The organism is Ralstonia sp. RRA (assembly GCF_037023145.1).
Taxonomy (GTDB): Bacteria; Pseudomonadota; Gammaproteobacteria; order Burkholderiales; family Burkholderiaceae; genus Ralstonia.
In genome coordinates this window covers 451,397-471,569 of the sequence record NZ_CP146091.1, presented here as the reverse complement: position 1 = coordinate 471,569, position 20,173 = coordinate 451,397, and the positions used below count along the sequence as shown (strand labels likewise).

The following is a 20,173-nucleotide window of genomic DNA, read 5'->3' as shown; positions in this document are numbered from 1 at the left end:
CATCCGTGTCTGTACGGAGTCTGCATTGAGCCTAGTCTGATTCTTTCGGCGACGCCGTGTTTGTAAGGTCTCTCATCCAACCACTTGGATGAACGACATGAAACAAACACCCACGCACATCCGCTCCATCGCGCTGGCCGCATTGATGCTGGCAAGCGCCCAGGCCGCGCATGCCGTCGGCAACGGCACCATTGTCGATGGCTCCGGCAACATCAGCCGCAACGGTAATACCACCACGGTCACCCAGACGAGCAACAAGATGATCGTCAACTGGGACCAGATGAACGTCGGTGCCAACGACACGCTGAACTTCAACCAGAAGAGCGCCACCTCGGCCGTTCTGAACCGCATCAACTCCGTCGACCCCACCACCATCCTCGGCTCACTCAATGCCAACGGGCGCGTGTTTATCGTGAACCCGAACGGCGTGCTGATCGGCAGGGGCGCGAACGTGAGCGTCGGGAGCTTGGTGGCCTCGTCGCTGAACATCAGCGACGCAGATTTCAAGGCTGACCACCTGCGTTTTACCGGCGGCGGGCAAGGCGATGTGACCAACGACGGCTTCGTCGTGGCCAACGAGTCAATCGCTCTGATCGGCGCGAAGAACGTCACCAACGGGGGCACGCTCTACTCCCTGAACGGCGATGTGACGCTTGCCAGCGGGGGCGACATCTCCCTGACGTTCGCAGACTCCGGTCTGCAGGTCGGCGTGGACAAAGCCAGCCTGGAAGCCCTGGTTTCCAACCGCGGCCTCATCAGAACCCGTGACGGCGACATCATGCTCACTGCCTGGGCGCGCGACTCTCTGACCCGCTCCGTGATCAACAATGCGGGCACGATCGAGGCCAAGAAGCTGGCGCGCTTCGAGCAAGCGTGCGTTACGTGCGCCCCCACCCGCGGCAACGTCACGTTGGCAAGTTTCGGTGACGGCGATATCACCAGCATCTCCTACGGCTCCATGTCTGCCGACGGAAACATGACTGCGGTCGCCCAAGGCGACGTGAAGCTCTCCAACCTGTGGGTGTCTGGCGATCTGACTACGATCGGCAACACGGTCAACCTCATGCAGAACGGGTGGAACTACTCGAACCGCGTCATGGGCACGGTCTACCTCACCGCCCGCAACGGCGGCTCCATTGCAAGCACGCACACCTCTAACATCCTCGCCATGTCTGAGAAGGGCGAGATCCAGCTCGGCAATATCTTCGCCGCCGGCAACGTGTCTGTAGCCGGTGACTCGGTGGTCTTTACCAATCCGGTCATGACCTTGGGTAACGTGAACGTCGTTGGCACGAACGTCTCGATGGCCGGTGGGTGGAACAACAACCCGCTGCTGGACGCCCAGGGCAACATCACGATCGATGCCGCCGAGAACGTGACCCTGACCGGCCAGATCTACGGCAACGCTGTCCATCTCAATGCGATGGATGGCCACCTGACGGTGGGTCGCCTGTGGACCTACGGGGACACCTACCTGCAAGGCGCCAAGGGCATCACCCTGCAAGGGCGTGCACAGACCGGCAACCTGACGCTGGCAACGAAGGGCAACGTCGACAAACAGGCTGGCGTGCGGGTCTACGGCAACCTGACCTACAAGCTCGCCTCGGCCAGCCAGGTGTTCGACGGCGTGTTGCCTGACATCGTGTACGGCCGGACGATCGGCCTGCCCCGTCGATAAAACCGACTGTCACAGAACGCACCCGCCGAAAGCCTGACAGGCTCGCGTCGGCTGGTGCGGAAGGCCCGGCATTGCCCGGGCTTTCGCACATCTTGTTTGCCATGGATACCCGATCTTCCCTTCTCTCCCTGGGGCTCTTCGCCTCGGGTGCGTTGTCGTACGTGCCCGCCAGTGCGCAAAGCCTGCCGGGCGGCAATCCGGGCACGCCTTCCAGCGGCTCGCTTTTGCAGAGCAACCCCACCCTGAATGCGCCCATCGATCGGCATGTCGGTGATGCGCCCGCCATTGAGGGCACTCGCCCTCAGGCGGCCACATCGGCCGCCGCCGATGAGGAGCACGTGCGCATTGCACGCATCGAAGTCGACAACGTGCCCGAACGCCTGAAGCCGCTCGTCGATGCCGTCGTCGCACCCTACCGCGACCGCGACATGACGCTCACCGACGTGCGCAACGTGGCCGTGCAGGTGACAGGCGTGCTGCTGGACAACGGCGAGAGCATCTCGTATGCCTACGTGCCAGAACAGGACATGGTCGATGGTATTTTGCATTTGCGCGTGCTGCGCGGCCATGTCGAGGCGATACACCTCAAGGGCAACCGCTCACTGGTGCGGGACCGTGTCTTGCAAGGCTATCTGGCCAGCGGCATCACCCTGACCGGCGACGTGCAAGCTGCACAGGACCAATTGACCCGTCTGTCCGAGCTGCCCGGCGTCGGCACGTTGACGCCGGTGCTGTCTCCCGGGCAAACCCCGGGGGGCACCGTGCTGTCCGTCAGCACCGAAGCGGGCCCGCGCGTGGAAGGCGCCTTCGTGCTCGACAATGCGGGGTCGCGCACCAGTGGGCGCAATCGCGTCGGCACACAAATCAACGTCAACAGCCCGCTTGGGCTCGGTGATCGCCTCCAGGCCGTGCTGTACGGCGCGCCGGATTTCCTCCAGTTCAATCACGACAGCGACGGTGGGCGCACGCTCATCGGGCGCGTGTCCTATGACGCGCCAGTGGGCGCACGGGGCGCGCGCGCCGGTGTCGCCGTCTCACGTGTCGACTACACGCTGGGCGGCTTGTACCGGGATCTCGGCGAAGGCTATGCGACTGTGTTCAGCCTGTACGGCAGCTACCCGCTCTTGCGCCGCCCGACGGGCAATCTGGATATCAGCGCGAATCTGGATGCCAAGCGCATGTCGGATTCACTCTTCGATCTGCCCAACCCGCGCACGGCCCACGTGCTCAACCTGCAACTCTCCGGAGACCGGCAAAGCCAGTTGGCCGGACGACCCAACGTTCTGCAATACCAGATCGGCACGAGCGCCGGACGCTTGCGCAATACCGATGATTGGAATGGCGCACAAACGCGTGGCGCCTATTACAAGATGACGACGTCCGCAAAGTTCAGTCAGGGGCTGGCGCGCGGCACATTGCTCGATCTGTCTATCAATACGCAGCATGCCTCGCGCAACCTCGACGGCTCGGAAAAGATGGTGCTCGGCGGCCCCGGTGCCGTGCGCGCCTACAGCAACGACACGGTGAGTGCGGACAGCGGCTATGTGGCTTCGGCCACGCTCAATGTGGCCGTGCCCGTCGTCAAAGGATTGAGCGTGCAGGCGTTCTACGACCGTGCGCAGGCCACCGCGCAGAAGTTTGTGCGCAGCGGCGCGAACCGGGTCACGATGGACGGCTACGGCGCCGGCGTGAGCTACACGATCAGCCAGCGCGCCACACTGAGCCTCAGCCATGCCATCCGGGGCAAGAGCGATCGGCTGCTCGGCGATCAACCTCGCGCAATGACCTGGGCCAGCGCTGTCATCCGCTTCTGATTCGCGCCCTGCACGTTCGGGCATCCGCTCCTACAATATCGCCTTCCCCGCAGTCCCCAGGAAGGAACCCCCATGCGAATGCTCCACACCATGCTGCGCGTCGGCGATATGCAGCGCTCGATCGACTTCTACACCAAGGTGCTCGGCATGCAACTGCTGCGCACCAGCGACAACCCAGAATACAAGTACTCGCTGGCCTTCGTGGGCTACGGCCCGGAAACCGGCAACACCGTCATTGAGCTGACCTACAACTACGGCGTGAGCGAATACGACCTCGGCTCCGCATTCGGCCACCTCGCCATCGAAGTTGAGAACGCTGCACAGGCCTGCGACCAGATCCGCAATGCGGGCGGCAAGGTCACCCGTGAGGCCGGCCCGGTCAAGGGCGGCACCACCGTCATCGCGTTTGTGGAAGATCCGGACGGCTACAAGATCGAGCTGATCCAGGCACGCTCGATGCCCGATGGCAACCGCCACTGACGCGGTCCGACGCCCGCTGGACGGCACCGCCATCGGCCTGATGGTGGTGCTGTGCATGTGCTGGGGCTTTCAACAGGTCGCCATCAAGGTCGCCGCGCACGACGTCGGCCCGGTCATGCAGGCCGGCGTACGTTCGACGATTGCCTCGGTGCTGGTGCTGGCGTTTGCGCTGTGGCGCGGCACGTGCCTGTCGGTGCGCGATGGCACGCTGCCCGGCGGCCTGATGGCGGGCATCCTGTTCGGCGTCGAGTTCCTGTGCATCTTCATCGGCCTGGGCTACACCACGGCCTCGCGCATGGCGGTGTTTCTGTACACCGCGCCCATCTTCACCGCACTCGGGCTGCACGTCTTCGTGGCGGGCGAGCACCTGCGGCCGCGTCAGTGGATCGGCATCGGCATTGCATTTGCGGGGATCGTGCTGGCGTTCGCCGACGGCATGCTGCACCCGGCGGCCGGGCCGTCGACGTCGTTGGGCGATGCGCTGGGCGTGGTGGCGGGTGCGCTGTGGGGCGCGACGACCATCGTCGTGCGGGCGAGCAAGCTGTCGAATGCGCCGGCGGCGAAGACGCTGCTCTATCAGCTGGCCGTCTCGGCCGTGCTATTGATGGTGATGGCTGCGGGCACCGGCCAGGCCTTCACGGCCAACCTGACACCAACCGCGCTCGCCAGCCTCGCCTATCAGTCCGTGCTGATTGCGTTTGCTAGCTACCTGACGTGGTTCTGGCTGCTGCGCCGCTACCTGGCGTCGCGGCTGTCGGTGTTCTCGTTCCTGACGCCACTGTTTGGCGTGGCCTTTGGCGTACTGCTGCTACACGAGCCGGTCGGCCTGCGCTTTGCACTGGCCGCCGCACTGGTGCTCTCGGGCATCCTGCTCGTCAATCTTCGCTAAGGTCTGACATGCTGCCGGCAATGCGGTTTGCCGGCAGCGCGTTCGCCACCGCCACGAAGTCCGCCACTGGCACTTCCTCGGCGCGTCGGCCCAGATCGAAGCCCAGCGCGTCGAAATCGATCACATCGCGCAACGCCCCCAGCGTGTTGCGCAACACCTTGCGCCGCTGCGAAAACGCCATCGTCACCACCGTGCCCAGCGCGCGCACGTCCACCGGCGCGTAGGGCGACTTGTCCGCCGGCCACGGAATCATCCGCACCACAGCCGAATCCACCTTGGGCGGCGGATTGAACGAGCCCGGCGGCACCTCCAGCACCTGTTCCATGTAGTACCGCACCTGCAGCATCACCGACAGTCGGCTGAACGCCTTGCTGCCGGGCGCGGCCACCATCCGGTCGACCACCTCTTTCTGCAGCATGAAGTGCTGATCGCGCACACGGTCGGCAAACGCCGCCAGGTGAAACAGCAGCGGGCTCGAGATGTTGTACGGCAGGTTGCCGACGATGCGGAGCGGCCGGTCCGCCTGATGCAGCGAGCCAAAGTCGAACGCCAGTGCGTCGCCCGCATGTACGATCAGCCGATCGCCAAAACGTCGCTGCAGGCGCGCCACAAGGTCTCGGTCCAATTCGACCACCTGCAGTGTGCGCACACGCTCCATGAGCGGCACCGTGAGCGCGCCCAGGCCGGGGCCGATTTCGACGAGCACGTCGTCGGGCTGCGGATCAATTGCGGCAACGATGGCGTGGATCACGCCGTCATCGACCAGGAAGTTCTGGCCGAAGCGCTTGCGGGCCTGATGCCCCTGGTGAACGCCGGTCGTGGATCGTGCCATTGCAGAACTCGAAATCGAAAAGGTGAAAGCGGAAATCAGGAACGTGCTGCCCGAGAGGCATGCCGGGCCATGGCGATGGCGGTGTCGATCGCCTCAAGCAGGCTGCCGAACTCGGCACGGCCCGTGCCGGCCAGTGTCAACGCGGTGCCGTGGTCAACCGACGTGCGCACGAACGGCAAGCCCAGCGTGATGTTCACACCGTGGCCGAAGGTGCCGTACTTGAGCGGCGCCAACCCCTGATCGTGATACATCGCGAGCACGCAATCGGCATCGGCCAGCAGGCGCGGCTGAAACAACGTGTCGGCCGGATACGGGCCGCGGGCGTTGATGCCGCGGTCCAGCGCGCGGGCAATGGCGGGCTCGATCACCTCGATTTCCTCGCGGCCGAGGTGGCCGGACTCACCGGCATGCGGGTTCAGCCCCGTCACGAGAATGCGCGGCGCACTCAGTCCGAAGCGGGCGCGCAGGTCACGCTGCACGATGTCCAGTGTCTCGTCGAGCACGGCAGGCGTGATGGCATCCGGCACCTCGCGCAACGGCAGATGCGTGGTCGCCAGGGCCACGCGCAGCATGGCGTTGTTGTGCGCGGGCTGCGGGCCGGCCAGCATCATCACCACGCGCGGCGTGTGGCTGCGTTCGGCCAGGTATTCGGTATGGCCAGTGAAGGGCACCCCGGCATCGTTGATGGTGCTCTTCTGCACCGGCGCCGTGACCATCGCGTCGTAGCGTGCACCGTCTGCCGCATCGCGCAGGCAACCGTCGATGGCAACATCAAGCAGGTCGAGCACGTAGCGCCCATTGGCCGCGTCGAGCACGCCCGCACGCACCGGTGCGCCGAGCGGGCGCTCCACGATGGTCAGCGCCGTGGACGCCACGCGCCAGAAATCCCCCTGGCCAATGGCATCGGCACGCGCTTGCAGCAGGGCGGCATCCCCGATCACATGCCACTGCACATCGGCATAGCGCGACGATGTCTGCCGTGCCAGATGCAGCAGCGCTGCCACGGTAATGTCGGGACCGATGCCGGCGGGCTCGCCAGTCGTGATTGCAATGTTCAGCATGCGGCGCTTGTCAGAAGCAGTGTCGAAGTCAGTCTAGAAATGCCACGGCCGCCCACAGGCGGCCGTGTGCGATGCGGATACCCGCAGCGTAGCAGGCTTATTGCTGTTGGCGATTCACGCGGTATTCCACGTGCGCGCCGTCGCGCAACTCACGCAGCCAATCCTCATAGGCCGCCTGGACCTTCTGCTCGCGGATCACCGAACGCGCATAGTCGCGCTGGCGGTCCACCGGCACCTCGGCTTCGCGGCGGCCTTCCACCTGGATCAGGTGCACGCCAAACTGGCTCTGCACCGGCTGCGAGACCTCACCCGGCTTGAGCAGGTTCATCGCCTGTTCGAATTCCGGCACAAGCTGACCCGGCGACACCCAGCCCAGCTCACCGCCGGCGCTGGCCGAGCCGTCCTGCGAGAACCGGCGCGCGGCGTCGGCAAAATCATAGCCGTGGACGATACGGTCGCGCAGGCCAACCAGTTGGCGACGTGCGTCGTCAGCCGACATGGTCGCACCGGTCTTGATCAGGATGTGGCGCACCTGCGTCTGCTGCACCTTGGTGGCAATGGCGGTCGTCGGCGCGCGCTTCTCCAGCAGCTTGACCACGTGGTAACCCGCCGGGCTTTCGATCACCTGGCTCGCCACCTGACCGGCCTTCATGTCGACTACCGCGTTGGCGAACACCGCCGGCAGGCGACCGATTGGGCGCAGGCCCAGTTCACCGCCCTGGGCAGCATCCTGCCCGCCGGAATTTTCACGCGCCAGCTTGGCGAAATCAGCGCCGCCCTGCGCTTGCTTGAGCAGGTTTTCCGCCTTGCTGCGGGCAGCGGCCTTCTGGTCAGCCGTGGCGTCTTCTGCCACCGGCACGAGGATCTGCGCGACGTTGTATTCCTGCTCGCCAGCCGCGGTGGCACCGCCACCTTGCTGCGCCAGATAGTTGTCGATCTCGCCGTCGTAGACCTGCACCTTGGAATCCACCTCGCGCTCGCGCAGGCGGGCCAGCAGAATCTCCTGACGGAGGTCTTCGCGGTATTTGCCGTAGGCCATGCCCGATTCCGTCAGCTTGCTCTTGAGCTGCGGCACCGACAGGCTGTTGCGCTGGGCCACGCTTTCCACGGCGCGATCCACGTCGGCATCGGACACGCGGATACCGCTTTCCTTGGCGGTCTGTGCCTGCACGCGTTCCAGAATCAGCTGTTCGAGCACCTCGCCGAGCAGATCAGCACGCGGAGGCAGTGGACGATTCTGCGCGCGGAACGTGCGCTCAACCAGGTCAGCACGATTGAGCAGTTCGCGGCGGGTGATGACATCGGTGTTGACCACAGCCACCACCTCGTCAACGAGCTGGCTGCGCGGCGTGCCGGCAGCCGTCGGCCCGGGCAGCGTGCCCTGCAGCAGCGGTTGGCTGGGCGACGAATCAGGCTTGGAGAAGATGCCCTTCAGCGGTGCGCCTTTTTTCTGCGGCTGCTGCGCGTGGACAGCAGGCACCAGCACAGCCCCCAAGGCCAGCGCAACCAGCGCCTTCGTCATTGCGCCCAGGCGGCGGGCAGGTGCCACGCGCGTGGCAAGGTGGTCAGCGTTCGATTGGAAAGCCATCATGTCGTTATTCATATTGATCCAGCACGGACGGCGTAATCGGCTGCGCGGTCACCGGCTGGTAGCCGGGCACGTTCAGGCGAATCACGTCGATCGGATTGTTCCCCACCTTCGACAGGCCCTTGAACTCGATCTGGGCAAAGATGTGTGTCGTATAGCCCGAGACCGCATTGCTATAACGCTGCACGGCCAGGCGGCCAACCCAGCAATCGGCCACGTATTCGAGACCGAGCAGCATATCCGATGGCTTGCGTGCGTCGAGGTCGTAACCGATGCGGCCCAGGCCATACAGGCGGCGCGTGATCGGCCACTGCGCCGAGATGTCCGCCTGCTCCAACGGCAACTGACCCGTATTGGTATCGGCGCGGTAGTAGCGGTAGCCGAGGTTGATCACCTTGTTGGCTTCCGGCTTCCAGCTGAATGCCACGGTCGAGCGCATGACGCGATCGATGTCCTGATTGTACTGAAGGTTCGTATCGAAAAAGATGCCACGGAACATCTGGATCGTGGTCGCGCCCAGCAGGTCCGAATAACGGCGCACCGCCGTCGGCGCGGCGCCAGCCAGCGTCACTCGTTGGCCATCGAGATCGATCCGTTGCGCGATCGTGGCGCGCAAACGCTCGATGCCCGATTCTGCCTCGATAAAGCGCGTGGTCACGCCCGCGGTCACCTTGTTGTTATCGGCGATGCGGTCGTAGCCGGTGTACGGGTTCTCGGTAAAGATCTGGCCGAGGTTGTAATCCGACTGCCCCGTGTCGAACAACGGGATCTGCGACTGATCACGATATGGCGTGTAGACGTAGAACAGGCGCGGTTCCAGCGTCTGGATATAGCTCACGCCGAACAGCCTGGAGACCAGTGGCGCGTCGCGCTCGAAGGTCATGCCGGAATCGAGCGAGAAAGTCGGCAGCGTGCGGTTGATCTGCGACTGCTGCGTATCGCCTGCGGGACGGTCCAGGCGGTATGACGTGGCGTTCAGAATGAACTTGGGCGTGACGTACCAACCTGGACGAACGATCGGATAGCTGATCGTCGGCTGCATGAACAGGCGCTCGCCCTGCACGGTGTCAGGTGTTGGGATCGAGAACCGTGTGTAGTCGGTCTGGAAATTGATGTCGAACCCGCCGAGGTCGTACCGCGTATACGACAGGTTCAACTGCGGCACACGCTCGTACGGCGGCGAAAGCGGTGTGGTCGCAGTCGACAGTGTCTGGAACTTCTGTACGCGCGCCAACGCGACCCAGTCGCCGATCGCATACGTAACGCCGCCTTCTTGGACATACTGCCGCTGCGTTGCGGTGACGATACTGCGGCCAAGGTCATCCGGATAGGTGTTGTCGGAGACCTTGTTGTAGTTGACGTAAGCGTTCAACCCAGGAGCGAGGCGCTGGGTGTGTTGCAGGGCGATCGACCACCGGTTGCGACCCGCTTCGCGATCGTCGGGCAGGAATTCCCCACGCAACGCACCGCTGTACGACGTATCGAGATACCGGTACTCGGCGCCCAGCTGCAGGCCACGCTGCGTCAGCAAGCGCGGATACAGCGTCAGATCTCGGTTGGGTGCGATGTTGAAATAGTACGGCGTCGTGATATCGGCGCCGCTACGGCTGTTGTAGCCGAACACCGGCGCAAGGAACCCGCTGCGCCGGTCGTCATTGAGCGGGAAATCCATCACGGGCGCCGCAAACACGGGCACACCGAAGAAGTGCAGCACGCCATTGCGGCCGGTGCCGACCTGGCGATCGCTGTCGATGTCGATACGGCTTGCGCTGAAGTACCAGTCGACGTTGTCCGGCGAGCACGTGGTGTACGTGCCGTGCGTGATGCGGGTGTTGTCCTTGTCGATGAAATCGATGCGATCTGCCGTACCGCGGCCGCCAGTCGAATGGAACTCATACGACGGTGTGCTCATGGTGCCTTCGTTGGCCGTGACCTTGAGCTTGGCATCCGGGCCGGTGACCAGCGTGCCGCCCTTGAACAGCCGCACATTGCCGGTGGCGGTGGCAACGTCGGTGTCCTGGTTGTAGTCGAGCGTGTCGCCCTTCACCACCGTGCCGTTGCGACGTAATTCGCCGTGGCCGCGCAGATGCACGTCTTCATTGGTGCGGCCATCCATCTTGTCGGCCGCGGTAAACGTGGGGACGGTGTTGTCCTGACGCTGGGCCGGCTCGGCCATCTTGGGCACGAGCGGGCTGCCGCCAGGTGTGGCGGGGCCGGAGGTGGCCAGCGCCGTCACGGAAGACTCGGACGATGTTGCCGCAGGCGCCGATTGCGCGGCGCCCTGGCTCTGCGCTGCGGACGTCGCCGCCCAGACCCCGGCCACGGCGAACACCAGCGGCCGCAATGCCAGCGCACTGCGCCGGTTGACGGCCAAATTGGTGCCGCGCTCGTCGGGCTTGGCAACAGCAGTGCGCTGCCGGGTCTTCCTGGCTCGGTTCGGTTCGGTCATGCAAGTCGGAAACTGGGCTCGCGCCGGGCAAATGGGCACCGGGCACGCAGGCACATCATCGGTCGGTGTTTTGCCGCGCCAGGCCGGCCAGATGGGGCGGGCGCTCGCTCGCGGCGAAACTCGGTCGGGTATTATACGGGGCTTCTTTCCTGCCTCATTCCAGCGTTCCCTCAGCATGGCTTCGACCCCTGGCGCCGCCACCGGCGCAACCGACGCGCGTCTCGATCAACTGCGCGACTGGCTCAGCACTTTGCCCGCCGCCCACGGGCTGCACATCGATACGCTGCGCCCCGCCTCGGCCGATGCCAGCTTCCGTCGTTACTTCCGCGTAGACGGCGCCGCTGGCGACCAATCCGGTGGCCAGCCCAGCACCCTCATCCTGATGGATGCCCCGCCGCCGCAGGAGGACTGCCGCCCCTTCGTCCATGTGGCCGGCCTGCTGAACGGCGCCGGCGTGCGCGCGCCGCAGGTGCTGGAACAGGACCTCGCGCAGGGCTTCCTGCTGCTGACCGATCTGGGCCCGCAAACCTACCTGCAGTCGCTGCGCGAGCGCGATTTCGACCTCGCCTACGCCAACACGCTGTTCCGTCCGGCCATCCACACGCTGGTGCGCTGGCAACTGGCCTCGCGCGAAGGCGAGCTGCCGCCGTACGACGAAGCGCTGCTGCGCCGCGAGCTGTCGCTGTTCCCCGACTGGTACATCGATCGCCACCTGCAGCGCCCGCTCGACGCCACCCAGCGCGAATCGCTCGACAAGGTCTTCAAGCTGCTGGTCGACAGCGCCCTGGCTCAGCCGAAGGTGTACGTGCATCGTGATTACATGCCGCGCAACCTGATGATCAACGCGGCCGACCCATCGCAGCCGGGTGTGCTGGACTTCCAGGACGCAGTCTACGGTCCGATCACGTACGACGCCGCCTCGCTGCTGCGCGACGCCTTCCTGTCGTGGGAAGAAGAAGAGGAGCTCGACTGGGCCGTGCGCTACTGGGAAGCCGCCCGCAAAGCCGGCCTACCGGTGGATGAAGACTTCGGCGAGTTCTACCGCGCGCTCGAATGGATGGGCGCGCAGCGTCACCTGAAGGTGGCCGGCATCTTCGCGCGCCTGCGCTACCGCGACGGCAAGACCGGCTACGTGGAAGACACGCCGCGCTTTATCGCCTATCTGCGCCGCGTCTGCAGCCGCTACAACGCGCTGGCGCCGCTCGCCCGCCTGCTCGATCAGCTTGAAGATCGCGCCCAGCAGATCGGTTACACGTTCTGATATCCAATCCAATGGCCTCCCCACGCGCTGCTGAATTCCGCGCCGGCGTTCTCGCACTCGCCCCGATGCTGCTGGGCGTGGTGCCGTTCGGCCTGATCTACGGCGTGCTGGCCACGTCGGCCGGCATGCCCGCGTGGCTGGCCGTGGCGATGAGCGCCATCGTGTTCGGTGGCGCATCGCAGATGATCCTGGTGCAGCTGTGGGCCGGCGGCGCGCCCGCGCTGGTCATTGCGGCGACGGTGTCGATGGTGAACCTGCGCCACGCACTGTATTCGGCCAGCATTGCCCCGGCGCTGGCGCACCTGCCGCGCCGCTGGAAATGGCTGATCGCCTATCTGCTGACGGACGAGGCGTTCGCCGCCATGAACCGCCGTGTCGTCAACGCACGTTCCAACGCAAACTCGGGGGCGGAAGAGACGGCCTACCGCCACTGGTACTTCCTCGGCGCCGGTGTGGCGCTGTGGACGAGTTGGCAAACGTCGACCATCGTTGGTGTGCTGCTCGGCGCGCAGGTGCCGACCACCTGGCCGCTCGATTTCTTCCTGCCGCTCACGTTCATCGCCATCGTGGTGCCGTCGCTGCGCACGCGTGCGCAACTGGCCGCAGCGCTCACTGGCGCGGCACTGGCCGTCGCTTGGACGGGCTGGCCGCATAAGCTGGGGTTGATGAGTGCGGCGTGCGTGGGTATCGCCATCGGTGCGATTGTGGAGCGGTTGCTGAACCGGCCGAAGACAGAGGCAGCGGTATGAAAGCGCTCATCCTCTTCGGCGTGCTGCTGATTTCTGGCGCGGCCACCTACCTGATCCGCCTGTCGTTCATCGCGCTGGAAGGGCGCATGAACCTGCCGACGTGGTTCCGCAGCGCCCTGCCCTACGTGCCGGCGGCCATGCTGACCGCGTTGATCGCGCCCGATCTGCTGATGCGCGACGGCGCGCTGGCCGTATCAGCCGACAACCCGCGCCTGATCGCCGGCATCGTCGCCATTGTCATTGCGCGTGTCACCAAGAGCGCGATGTGGACCATCGTTGGCGGCATGGCTGTGCTGCTGATTCTCATGAAGGTGATGGCTTGAGCTCCACGCTGCACTCCACAATGCGGGCCATGATTTTTGCGGCAGGCCGCGGTGACCGCATGCGGCCGCTGACCGACCACACGCCCAAACCCCTGCTCAGCGTGGGCGGCAAACCGCTCATCGTCTGGCAGATCGAACGCTTGGCCGCGGCCGGTGTGCGCGACATCGTCATCAACCACGCCTGGCTGGGCGCGCAGATTGAAGCCGCGCTCGGCAACGGCAGCACCTGGGGCGTGCGCCTTGCCTACTCGCCGGAGGGCGTTGCGCTGGAGACAGCCGGCGGGGTCGCCCAGGCCATGCCGCTGCTGCATGCCGGTGATGGCCACAGCGTATTCATCGCCATCAGCGGCGATGTGTTTTGCGATTACGACTACACCGCACTGCGCGAGCGCGCGCCCGCCATGGCTGTGCAGCCCGTGCCGGGCATGCACCTCGTGATGGTGCCCAACCCGCCCTACCATCTGCGGGGCGACTTTGCCCTGACTGATGACGGCGCACTCCGCGCCGATGGCGGGCAACGGCTCACGTTCGGCAACATCGGCCTGTACGACACCCGCCTGTTTGCCGGCATCGCGCCGGGCACGCGCCTGGCGATGACGCCGCTGTACCACCAGGCCATCGCAGAAGGCCGCGCCACCGGCGAGCGCTTCGATGGCCGCTGGGAAAACGTCGGCACCCCCGCCCAACTGGCCGCGCTGGACGCCGAACTGGGGTCGCAGCCGGCCTGATTAAGGCGACGGCAACGTCGTGGCGCTCAGCGATTCTGCCGCCATCGGGCGGCCCAGCAGATAGCCCTGCAAAGAATCGCACCCGAGCCGCGTGAGGAACGCCTGCTGCTCAGCCGTCTCCACACCCTCGGCAACGATGCGCAGGTTCAGCGTCTGGCCCAGCGCCACGATCGCCGACACGATGGCCGCGTCCTCGGTGTCGTGCGCCAGGTCGCGCACAAAGCCGCGGTCGATCTTCAGCTCGCTGGCCGGCAAGCGCTTGAGGTACAGCAAGCTCGAATACCCAGTACCGAAATCGTCGATGGAGATGCGCACGCCCATGGCATCGAGCTGCTGCAGGATCTGCAGGCTGGCATCGGCATCGCGCATGGCGGTCGACTCGGTAATCTCCAGCATCAGGCAATGCGGGTCGAGCGCGTGGCGCGCCAGCACGTCACGTACCGTATCGATGAGCGCCGCGTGGGCAAACTGCAGCGCGGAGAGATTCACGGCGACGCTCCACGTGGTGTGCCCTTCGCTGTGCCACTGCGCCATCTGGCGGCAGGCTTCGTTCAGCACCCAGGCACCGAGCGGCACGATCAGGCCGGTCTTCTCAGCCAGCGGGATGAATTCATCCGCCGAGACCAGCCCGCGCACCGGATGCTGCCAGCGCACCAGCGCCTCGACGCCCAGGATCGGCCCATTGGGCGCATGGAATTTTGGCTGGTAGTGCAGCACGAGTTCATTCCGCTCGATCGCCAGGCGCAGGTCCTGCACAAGCTGCAGTTGCTTGTGCACGTTGGCATTCATCGACGGCTCGAAGAAGCAGTACGCGTTCCGGCCCAGACCCTTGGCGTGGTACATGGCCGCGTCGGCATTGGTAAGCAGATCGTGCTGGTTGCCGCCATCGCCGGGGTACATGGAGATGCCGATGCTGGTCGACACGCGCAACTCGTGCCCGCCCGCGATGAACGGCTCGCGCACCACCTCTAGCAGCGCATCGGCCAGCGTACCGGCGTCTTGCGGATCATCCACGTAAGCGAGCACGACGAATTCGTCGCCACCGACACGTGCCACGGTGTCCTGCTGGCGCACACGCGCGACGATGCGCTGGGCCACGTCAATCAGCAGCAGGTCGCCCACATGGTGGCCGTAGACGTCATTGATGGCCTTGAAGCCGTCCAGGTCCATGAACATCAGCGCGAAGTGGCGCTTCTCGCGGTCTGCTGTGCGAATCGCCTGGTTCAGGCGATCTTCCAGCAGCAGGCGATTGGACAGCTTGGTCAGGTTGTCGTGCAGCGCCAGGTAGGCCAGCTCCTGATTGGCTTCGGCAAGGGAATGCGCCAGCACGGCGGTGCGCGCCTCCATGCGCAAGTCGAGTACGGAGATGATCAGCGCAATCGCCAGCACCGCCAGCGTGACGATGATGATGACCAGCGCCAGCCATTCCGCGCTCGCGCCGGTATACGCCGCGCCGCACACGCTGCCGAACGGAAACGCGGCCGCCGCCATGCCCGTGTAGTGCATGCCGACAATCGCCACGCCCATCACCACGGCCGATCCGGCGCGCAGCGCACGCACACGCTGCGACTGACGCCGCAGGCGGAAGGCAATCCACAGTGCCACGCCCGAAGCCAGCACCGCCACCCCCACCGACAGCGCGAAGATGGCGGGGTCGTACTGGATGCCCGGTGTCATGCGCAGCGCAGCCATGCCCGCGTAGTGCATCCCGGCCACGCCCGATCCCATCAACAACGCGCCACCCACCAGCCGCGGCCACGGCAGTTCGCGCCGGCTCACCAGCCACAGCGCAAATGCCGACGAAGCAATGGCAATGGCGAGCGAGCCGAGAGTGATTGATACGTCATAGCCGAGTGGAATCGGCAGGCTGAAGGCCAACATGCCGACAAAGTGCATCGACCAGATGCCCAGCCCCATGGCCGATGCACCACCGACCAGCCACCAGAACGCGGCACGGCCCTGCGCGGTAACAACCCGACCGGCCATGTCCAGCGCGGTATACGACGCCAGGATGGCCACGAAAAGGGAAAGAAGGACAAGAAGGGGGTTATAGCTACTGGCAAGCATCGGTTCTCCTGGGCAGACCGGTGCAATGCGGCCAGACCCCACCGCGGTTCATCGACCGCATTCGCCCCAGACTTTAGAGGAGGTCCTCGCACGTCACAATTTTCTTTGCAATTGATCCGCCACGGATGCTCGCGAAGGGGGCGGCGTTACAATTCATCGATCCTTGTTTGCCGCTGGAAATCACGCCATGTCTGCCACCGAACTCGCTTTCCTCCAGACCTATCGCCAGCGCCGCGAGCGCGTCGCGCAGTGGCTGCGCGCGGCGGGTGGCGGTGTGGCCATCGTGCCGACCGCGCCGGAAGCCATGCGCAACCGCGACAGCGATTACCCCTACCGGCACGACAGCTATTTCTACTACCTGACCGGCTTTACCGAGCCCGAAGCGGTGCTCGCCATCGTCGTGCCGGCCGGCGGCGAACCCGCGCGCAGCGTGCTGTTCTGCCGCCCGAAGCATGAAGAACGCGAGATCTGGGACGGCTTCCGCTTCGGCCCCGAAGCCGCCCGCGAAGCCTTCGGCCTGGAGGAAGCGCACTCTGTCGAAGACATCGACGCGACCTTGCCTGGGCTGCTCGCCAACGCGGCGGCCGTGGCCTACCCGCTGGCCGAGAGCGGCACGTTCGACCGCCGTATGCGCCGCTGGCTCGACGCGGTGCGCATGCAAGGCCGCGCGGGCGTGTCGTCGCCGCATCAGGCACTCGACGTGCGCGCCATCCTCGATGAACTGCGCCTGTTCAAGGATGCGGGCGAACTCGACATCATGCGTCGCGCTGGGCGCATCTCGGCCGGCGCACACGTGCGCGCCATGCAGGCCTCCCGCGCCGGGCTGCGCGAGTACCACCTCGAAGCCGAACTGCTATACGAATTCCGCCGCCATGGCGCGCAGAGCGTCGCCTACAACTCCATCGTCGCCACCGGCCCGAACGCGTGCGTGCTGCACTACCGCGCCGGCAACGCCGAACTGCGCGACGGCGATCTCTGCCTGATCGACGCCGGCTGCGAGCTGGACGGTTACGCGTCGGACATCACCCGCACCTTCCCCGTCAACGGCCGCTTTACCGGCCCGCAGCGCGAACTGTATGAACTCGTGGTGGCCGCGCAGGAAGCTGCCATTGCCGAGACACGCCCAGGCGTGCCGTACAACGTGCCGCATGACGCCGCCACGCGCGTGCTGGCGCAGGGCATGCTCGATACGGGCCTGCTCGACGCCAACCAGGTCGGCACGCTCGACGATGTACTCGCCGGCGGCCAGTACCGCCAGTTCTACATGCACCGCACCGGCCACTGGCTCGGCATGGATGTGCACGACGTGGGCGAATACCGCACACCGGGCGCCGCCGCGCCGGCCGGTGGAGAGCGCCCGTGGCGCCCGCTGGAAGCCGGCATGGTGCTGACCGTCGAGCCCGGCATCTACGTGCGTCCCGCAGCAGGCGTGCCCGAGCAGTACTGGCACATCGGCATCCGCATCGAAGACGATGCCATCGTCACACCCAACGGTTGCGAAATCATCACGCGCGATGTGCCGGTGGCCGTTGCCGACATCGAAGCGGTCATGCGAGGCCAGCAATGACCGACACAACGGGTACAGCGCCGGACTTTGACGTCGCCATCGTCGGCGCCGGGCCGGTGGGACTGGCGCTGGCCAACTGGCTGCTGCGCGATACCGACTGGCGCATCGCCCTGTTCGACGCGCGCGATGCTGAAGCCGCCGCACGCGACCCGCGCGCGTTGGCGCTGTCGCACGGCTCACGCGTGCTGCTGCAGGAGATTGGCGGCTGGCCCGCGCGCGCCACGCCCATCACGCATATTCATGTCTCGCAGCGCGGCCACTTTGGGCAGGCGCATATCCGCCGCGAAGACTACGACGTCCCCGCGCTCGGCCACGTCGTGCAATACGGCGACCTGAGCGCCGCGCTCAACGCCGCACTGGCCACGCAGATGCAGCGCTACCCGAACCGCCTCACGCGCTACGACCACACGCCGGTCGAGCGCGTCGAGCAACTGCCGCGCGCCGATGGCACCGTCGCGCCGGCACGGGTGCGGGCATTGCAGGGGGGGCCACATGAGGGACGCCATCCACTCGCCATCGAAACCGAAGTCGTCGTGCAAGCCGAAGGCGGCCTGTTCGACGATGCGCGCAGGCAGGCGGGCGGGCTCTCGCATGCACGCCGCCGCGACTACGGCCAGACCGCCATCGTCGCGCATGTCCGCTGCTCGGCGCCGCTGGAAGGCTGGGCGTGGGAGCGCTTCACCAACGAAGGCCCGCTCGCGCTGCTACCGCAGGACGACACGCAAGGGCCTGGCTACGCGCTGGTCTGGTGCTGCTCGCCTGACGAGGCACGCCGCCGCGCCGGTTTGCCGGAAGACGCCTTCCTCACGGAATTGAGCACCGCCTTTGGCGACCGCATGGGCCACTTCACACAGGTCGGCCCGCGCCATACCTTCGCGCTCGGGCTGCATGCACAGCGCATCCCCGTCGACCGCCGTGTCGCTGCCATCGGCAACGCCGCGCAGACCATTCACCCCGTCGCCGGCCAAGGCTTCAACCTGGGCCTGCGCGATGCGTTCGAAATGGCACGCACGCTGCGCGACGGTGCGACACCTGCCGCCCTCGCCCGCTTTGCCCGTGAACGCTCCTTCGACCGCGCCATCACCATCGGCCTGACCGACCTGCTGCCGCGCGCGTTCGCGGTGCCAGGCCGGCCGTTTGGCCACCTGCGCGGCGCGGCACTCACGCTGCTGGAATGCCTGCCGCCGCTCAAGCACGGGCTAGCGCGGCAGATGATGTTTGGGCAGCGAGGCTAACGCGTGATCCAAACCGGTGCCGGCGATCACCCACACATCACCGTGGTGGGCGCCGGCATTGTCGGCACCGCATGCGCATTGCAACTACAGCGTGACGGCTATCAGGTCACTCTGCTGGATCAGGCCGGTGTTGGCGAAGGCTGCTCGTTTGGCAACGCGGGTTGCCTGAGCGTGGCCTCGGTCGTGCCGATGGCGCTGCCGGGCATGCTGAAGCAGGTACCGAAATGGCTGGCCGATCCGATGGGGCCACTGACCGTACGCTGGCCCTACCTGCCACGCGCACTGCCCTGGCTATTGCAATGGGTACGCGCAGGCAACGAGGTGCAGGCCCGCGCGACAGCGCCGTCGCTGGCGAACCTCTTTGGCGCGACCTTTCCTGGCTATCGCAGCCTGCTCGACGCCACGCAATACGACGGGCTGATTCGCCAGTCCGGCCATCTGTATGTGTGGCGCACACTGGCGCGCTCGTCGGGCGACCGGCTGGCGCAGTCGATTCGCGACACGACCGGCGTGCGCTCGCAAGCGCTGAGCGCGGGCGAGACGCGCGAACTGGAACCCACGCTCGCGCCCGACATTCAATCGGGCCTGCTGCTGCCCGACAACGGCTTCACGTGCAATCCGGAACGGCTGGTCAAAACACTGGCGGCCAACTTTGTGGTGGCGGGCGGCACAGTCCTGCGGCGCAAGGTGCTGGATTTCGAGTTTGGCGAGCATGGCCCCACGCGGCTGTACACGGATTGCGGCACGCTGCCCGTCTCCACCCTCATCCTCTGCGCGGGGGCCTGGTCGATGCGGCTGGGCGCCAGGCTCACGGGCATCCGCGTCCCGCTGGATACCGAGCGCGGCTATCACGCTACGCTGTCTGCACCCACCGTACAACCCTCGCGACCGGTCATGGATTGCGAACGCAAATTCATCGCCACGCCCATGGAAGGCGGCCTGCGGATTGCGGGCACGGTGGAAATCGGCGGGCTGGATGCCCCGCCCGACTACCGGCGCGCCGGCGTCCTGCAACGGCAGGGCCAGCAGCTCTTCCCCGGCCTCACGTTTGCCGAGGACAGCGCCTGGATGGGCCATCGGCCATCCCTGCCGGACAGCCTGCCCGTGATTGATCGCTCGGAGCGTTACCGCAACGTGTTCTTCGCCTTTGGCCATGGCCACCTGGGCATGACCGGCGCGCCCGGCACGGCCCGGCTGATCGCTGATCTGGTGGCCGGACGCCCGCCGTTCATCGACGCCAGCCCCTACAGCCTGCAGCGCTTCCGGTAACGATTGCCACGACAGCGACGGCCGCGCCGAACGCACCGCCGCATAGTTTGTGCACAACATTTAGGCAATTCGGCCGTTTGGCGGTAAAATCCCGTCCTCGCATTTTCACCCCCGTCGCTCCGCCCAATGTGTCCATCGACCCGGGCGGAAGGGGCTGTTTTTTCGTTTCTCCATCGCTAGCCA

16 protein-coding genes are annotated in these 20,173 nt (G+C 65.8%); 11 read left to right on the top strand and 5 right to left on the bottom strand.

Annotation, left to right across the window (positions count from 1 at the left end; translation table 11 throughout):
* The first annotated feature begins 97 nt into the window (after positions 1–97).
* The 4 genes from V6657_RS02325 (at position 98) to V6657_RS02310 (ending at position 4,861) form a co-directional block, all read left to right on the top strand.
* Complete coding sequence (locus tag V6657_RS02325) at positions 98–1,678, top strand: filamentous hemagglutinin N-terminal domain-containing protein (protein WP_160315296.1); 1,581 nt, start codon at positions 98–100, stop codon at positions 1,676–1,678.
* Between the two features lie 101 nt (positions 1,679–1,779).
* Positions 1,780–3,492: a ShlB/FhaC/HecB family hemolysin secretion/activation protein gene (locus V6657_RS02320; RefSeq protein WP_137884647.1), complete on the top strand. Its 1,713-nt coding sequence runs from the start codon at positions 1,780–1,782 to the stop codon at positions 3,490–3,492.
* A gap of 72 nt (positions 3,493–3,564) precedes the next feature.
* Complete coding sequence (gene gloA / locus V6657_RS02315) at positions 3,565–3,972, top strand: lactoylglutathione lyase (RefSeq protein ID WP_048934037.1); 408 nt, start codon at positions 3,565–3,567, stop codon at positions 3,970–3,972.
* Positions 3,956–4,861, top strand: a complete 906-nt coding sequence (locus V6657_RS02310; RefSeq protein WP_048934036.1) for a DMT family transporter — start codon at positions 3,956–3,958, stop codon at positions 4,859–4,861. Before gloA ends, V6657_RS02310 begins: the two co-directional genes overlap by 17 nt.
* Here the strand turns inward: V6657_RS02310 and rsmA are convergent.
* The 4 genes from rsmA to V6657_RS02290 all read right to left on the bottom strand — a co-directional run bounded on the left by rsmA (position 4,848) and on the right by V6657_RS02290 (position 10,791).
* Positions 4,848–5,693 carry a 16S rRNA (adenine(1518)-N(6)/adenine(1519)-N(6))-dimethyltransferase RsmA gene (gene rsmA / locus V6657_RS02305; RefSeq protein WP_048934035.1) on the bottom strand — a complete coding sequence of 282 codons (846 nt, stop codon included), beginning with the start codon at positions 5,691–5,693 and terminating at the stop codon, positions 4,848–4,850. The two genes, V6657_RS02310 and rsmA, sit on opposite strands and share 14 nt — an antisense overlap.
* 35 nt (positions 5,694–5,728) lie before the next feature.
* Positions 5,729–6,754 (bottom strand): 4-hydroxythreonine-4-phosphate dehydrogenase PdxA, encoded by a 1,026-nt coding sequence (pdxA, locus tag V6657_RS02300; protein WP_048934034.1) that lies wholly within the window; start codon positions 6,752–6,754, stop codon positions 5,729–5,731.
* A 97-nt stretch (positions 6,755–6,851) separates the two neighbouring features.
* Complete coding sequence (locus V6657_RS02295) at positions 6,852–8,342, bottom strand: peptidylprolyl isomerase (protein WP_171017958.1); 1,491 nt, start codon at positions 8,340–8,342, stop codon at positions 6,852–6,854.
* Positions 8,343–8,349: 7 nt separating this feature from the next.
* Positions 8,350–10,791: an LPS-assembly protein LptD gene (locus tag V6657_RS02290; RefSeq protein ID WP_048934032.1), complete on the bottom strand. Its 2,442-nt coding sequence runs from the start codon at positions 10,789–10,791 to the stop codon at positions 8,350–8,352.
* Positions 10,792–10,966: 175 nt separating this feature from the next.
* Between V6657_RS02290 and V6657_RS02285 the strand changes: the two genes are divergently transcribed.
* The 4 genes from V6657_RS02285 to murU are packed head-to-tail and all read left to right on the top strand — an operon-like array spanning position 10,967 to position 13,852.
* Positions 10,967–12,052: an aminoglycoside phosphotransferase family protein gene (locus V6657_RS02285; protein ID WP_048934031.1), complete on the top strand. Its 1,086-nt coding sequence runs from the start codon at positions 10,967–10,969 to the stop codon at positions 12,050–12,052.
* An 11-nt stretch (positions 12,053–12,063) separates the two neighbouring features.
* A complete protein-coding gene (locus V6657_RS02280; protein WP_048934030.1) occupies positions 12,064–12,801 on the top strand; it encodes an AzlC family ABC transporter permease in 738 nt (245 codons plus the stop codon).
* Positions 12,798–13,124, top strand: a complete 327-nt coding sequence (locus tag V6657_RS02275) for an AzlD domain-containing protein (RefSeq protein WP_048934029.1) — start codon at positions 12,798–12,800, stop codon at positions 13,122–13,124. The genes V6657_RS02280 and V6657_RS02275 overlap by 4 nt, the downstream gene beginning before the upstream one ends.
* Positions 13,125–13,144: 20 nt before the next feature.
* Entirely contained in the window at positions 13,145–13,852 is a 708-nt protein-coding gene (gene murU, locus V6657_RS02270) for an N-acetylmuramate alpha-1-phosphate uridylyltransferase MurU (protein ID WP_048934028.1), read from the top strand.
* On the opposite strand, the gene V6657_RS02265 is transcribed toward murU, so the two are convergent.
* On the bottom strand, positions 13,853–15,919 hold the full coding sequence (locus V6657_RS02265; RefSeq protein WP_048934027.1) for an EAL domain-containing protein: 2,067 nt from the start codon (positions 15,917–15,919) through the stop codon (positions 13,853–13,855).
* A 187-nt stretch (positions 15,920–16,106) separates the two neighbouring features.
* On the opposite strand from V6657_RS02265, the gene V6657_RS02260 reads away from it, so the two are divergent.
* From V6657_RS02260 to V6657_RS02250, 3 genes are read left to right on the top strand one after another with little or no spacing between them, the layout of a single operon-like run.
* Complete coding sequence (locus tag V6657_RS02260) at positions 16,107–17,486, top strand: aminopeptidase P N-terminal domain-containing protein (protein WP_048934026.1); 1,380 nt, start codon at positions 16,107–16,109, stop codon at positions 17,484–17,486.
* Positions 17,483–18,721: a UbiH/UbiF/VisC/COQ6 family ubiquinone biosynthesis hydroxylase gene (locus V6657_RS02255; RefSeq protein WP_048934025.1), complete on the top strand. Its 1,239-nt coding sequence runs from the start codon at positions 17,483–17,485 to the stop codon at positions 18,719–18,721. The genes V6657_RS02260 and V6657_RS02255 overlap by 4 nt, the downstream gene beginning before the upstream one ends.
* A gap of 3 nt (positions 18,722–18,724) precedes the next feature.
* Entirely contained in the window at positions 18,725–19,990 is a 1,266-nt protein-coding gene (locus V6657_RS02250) for an FAD-dependent oxidoreductase (protein WP_048934024.1), read from the top strand.
* The last annotated feature ends 183 nt before the right edge of the window (positions 19,991–20,173 follow it).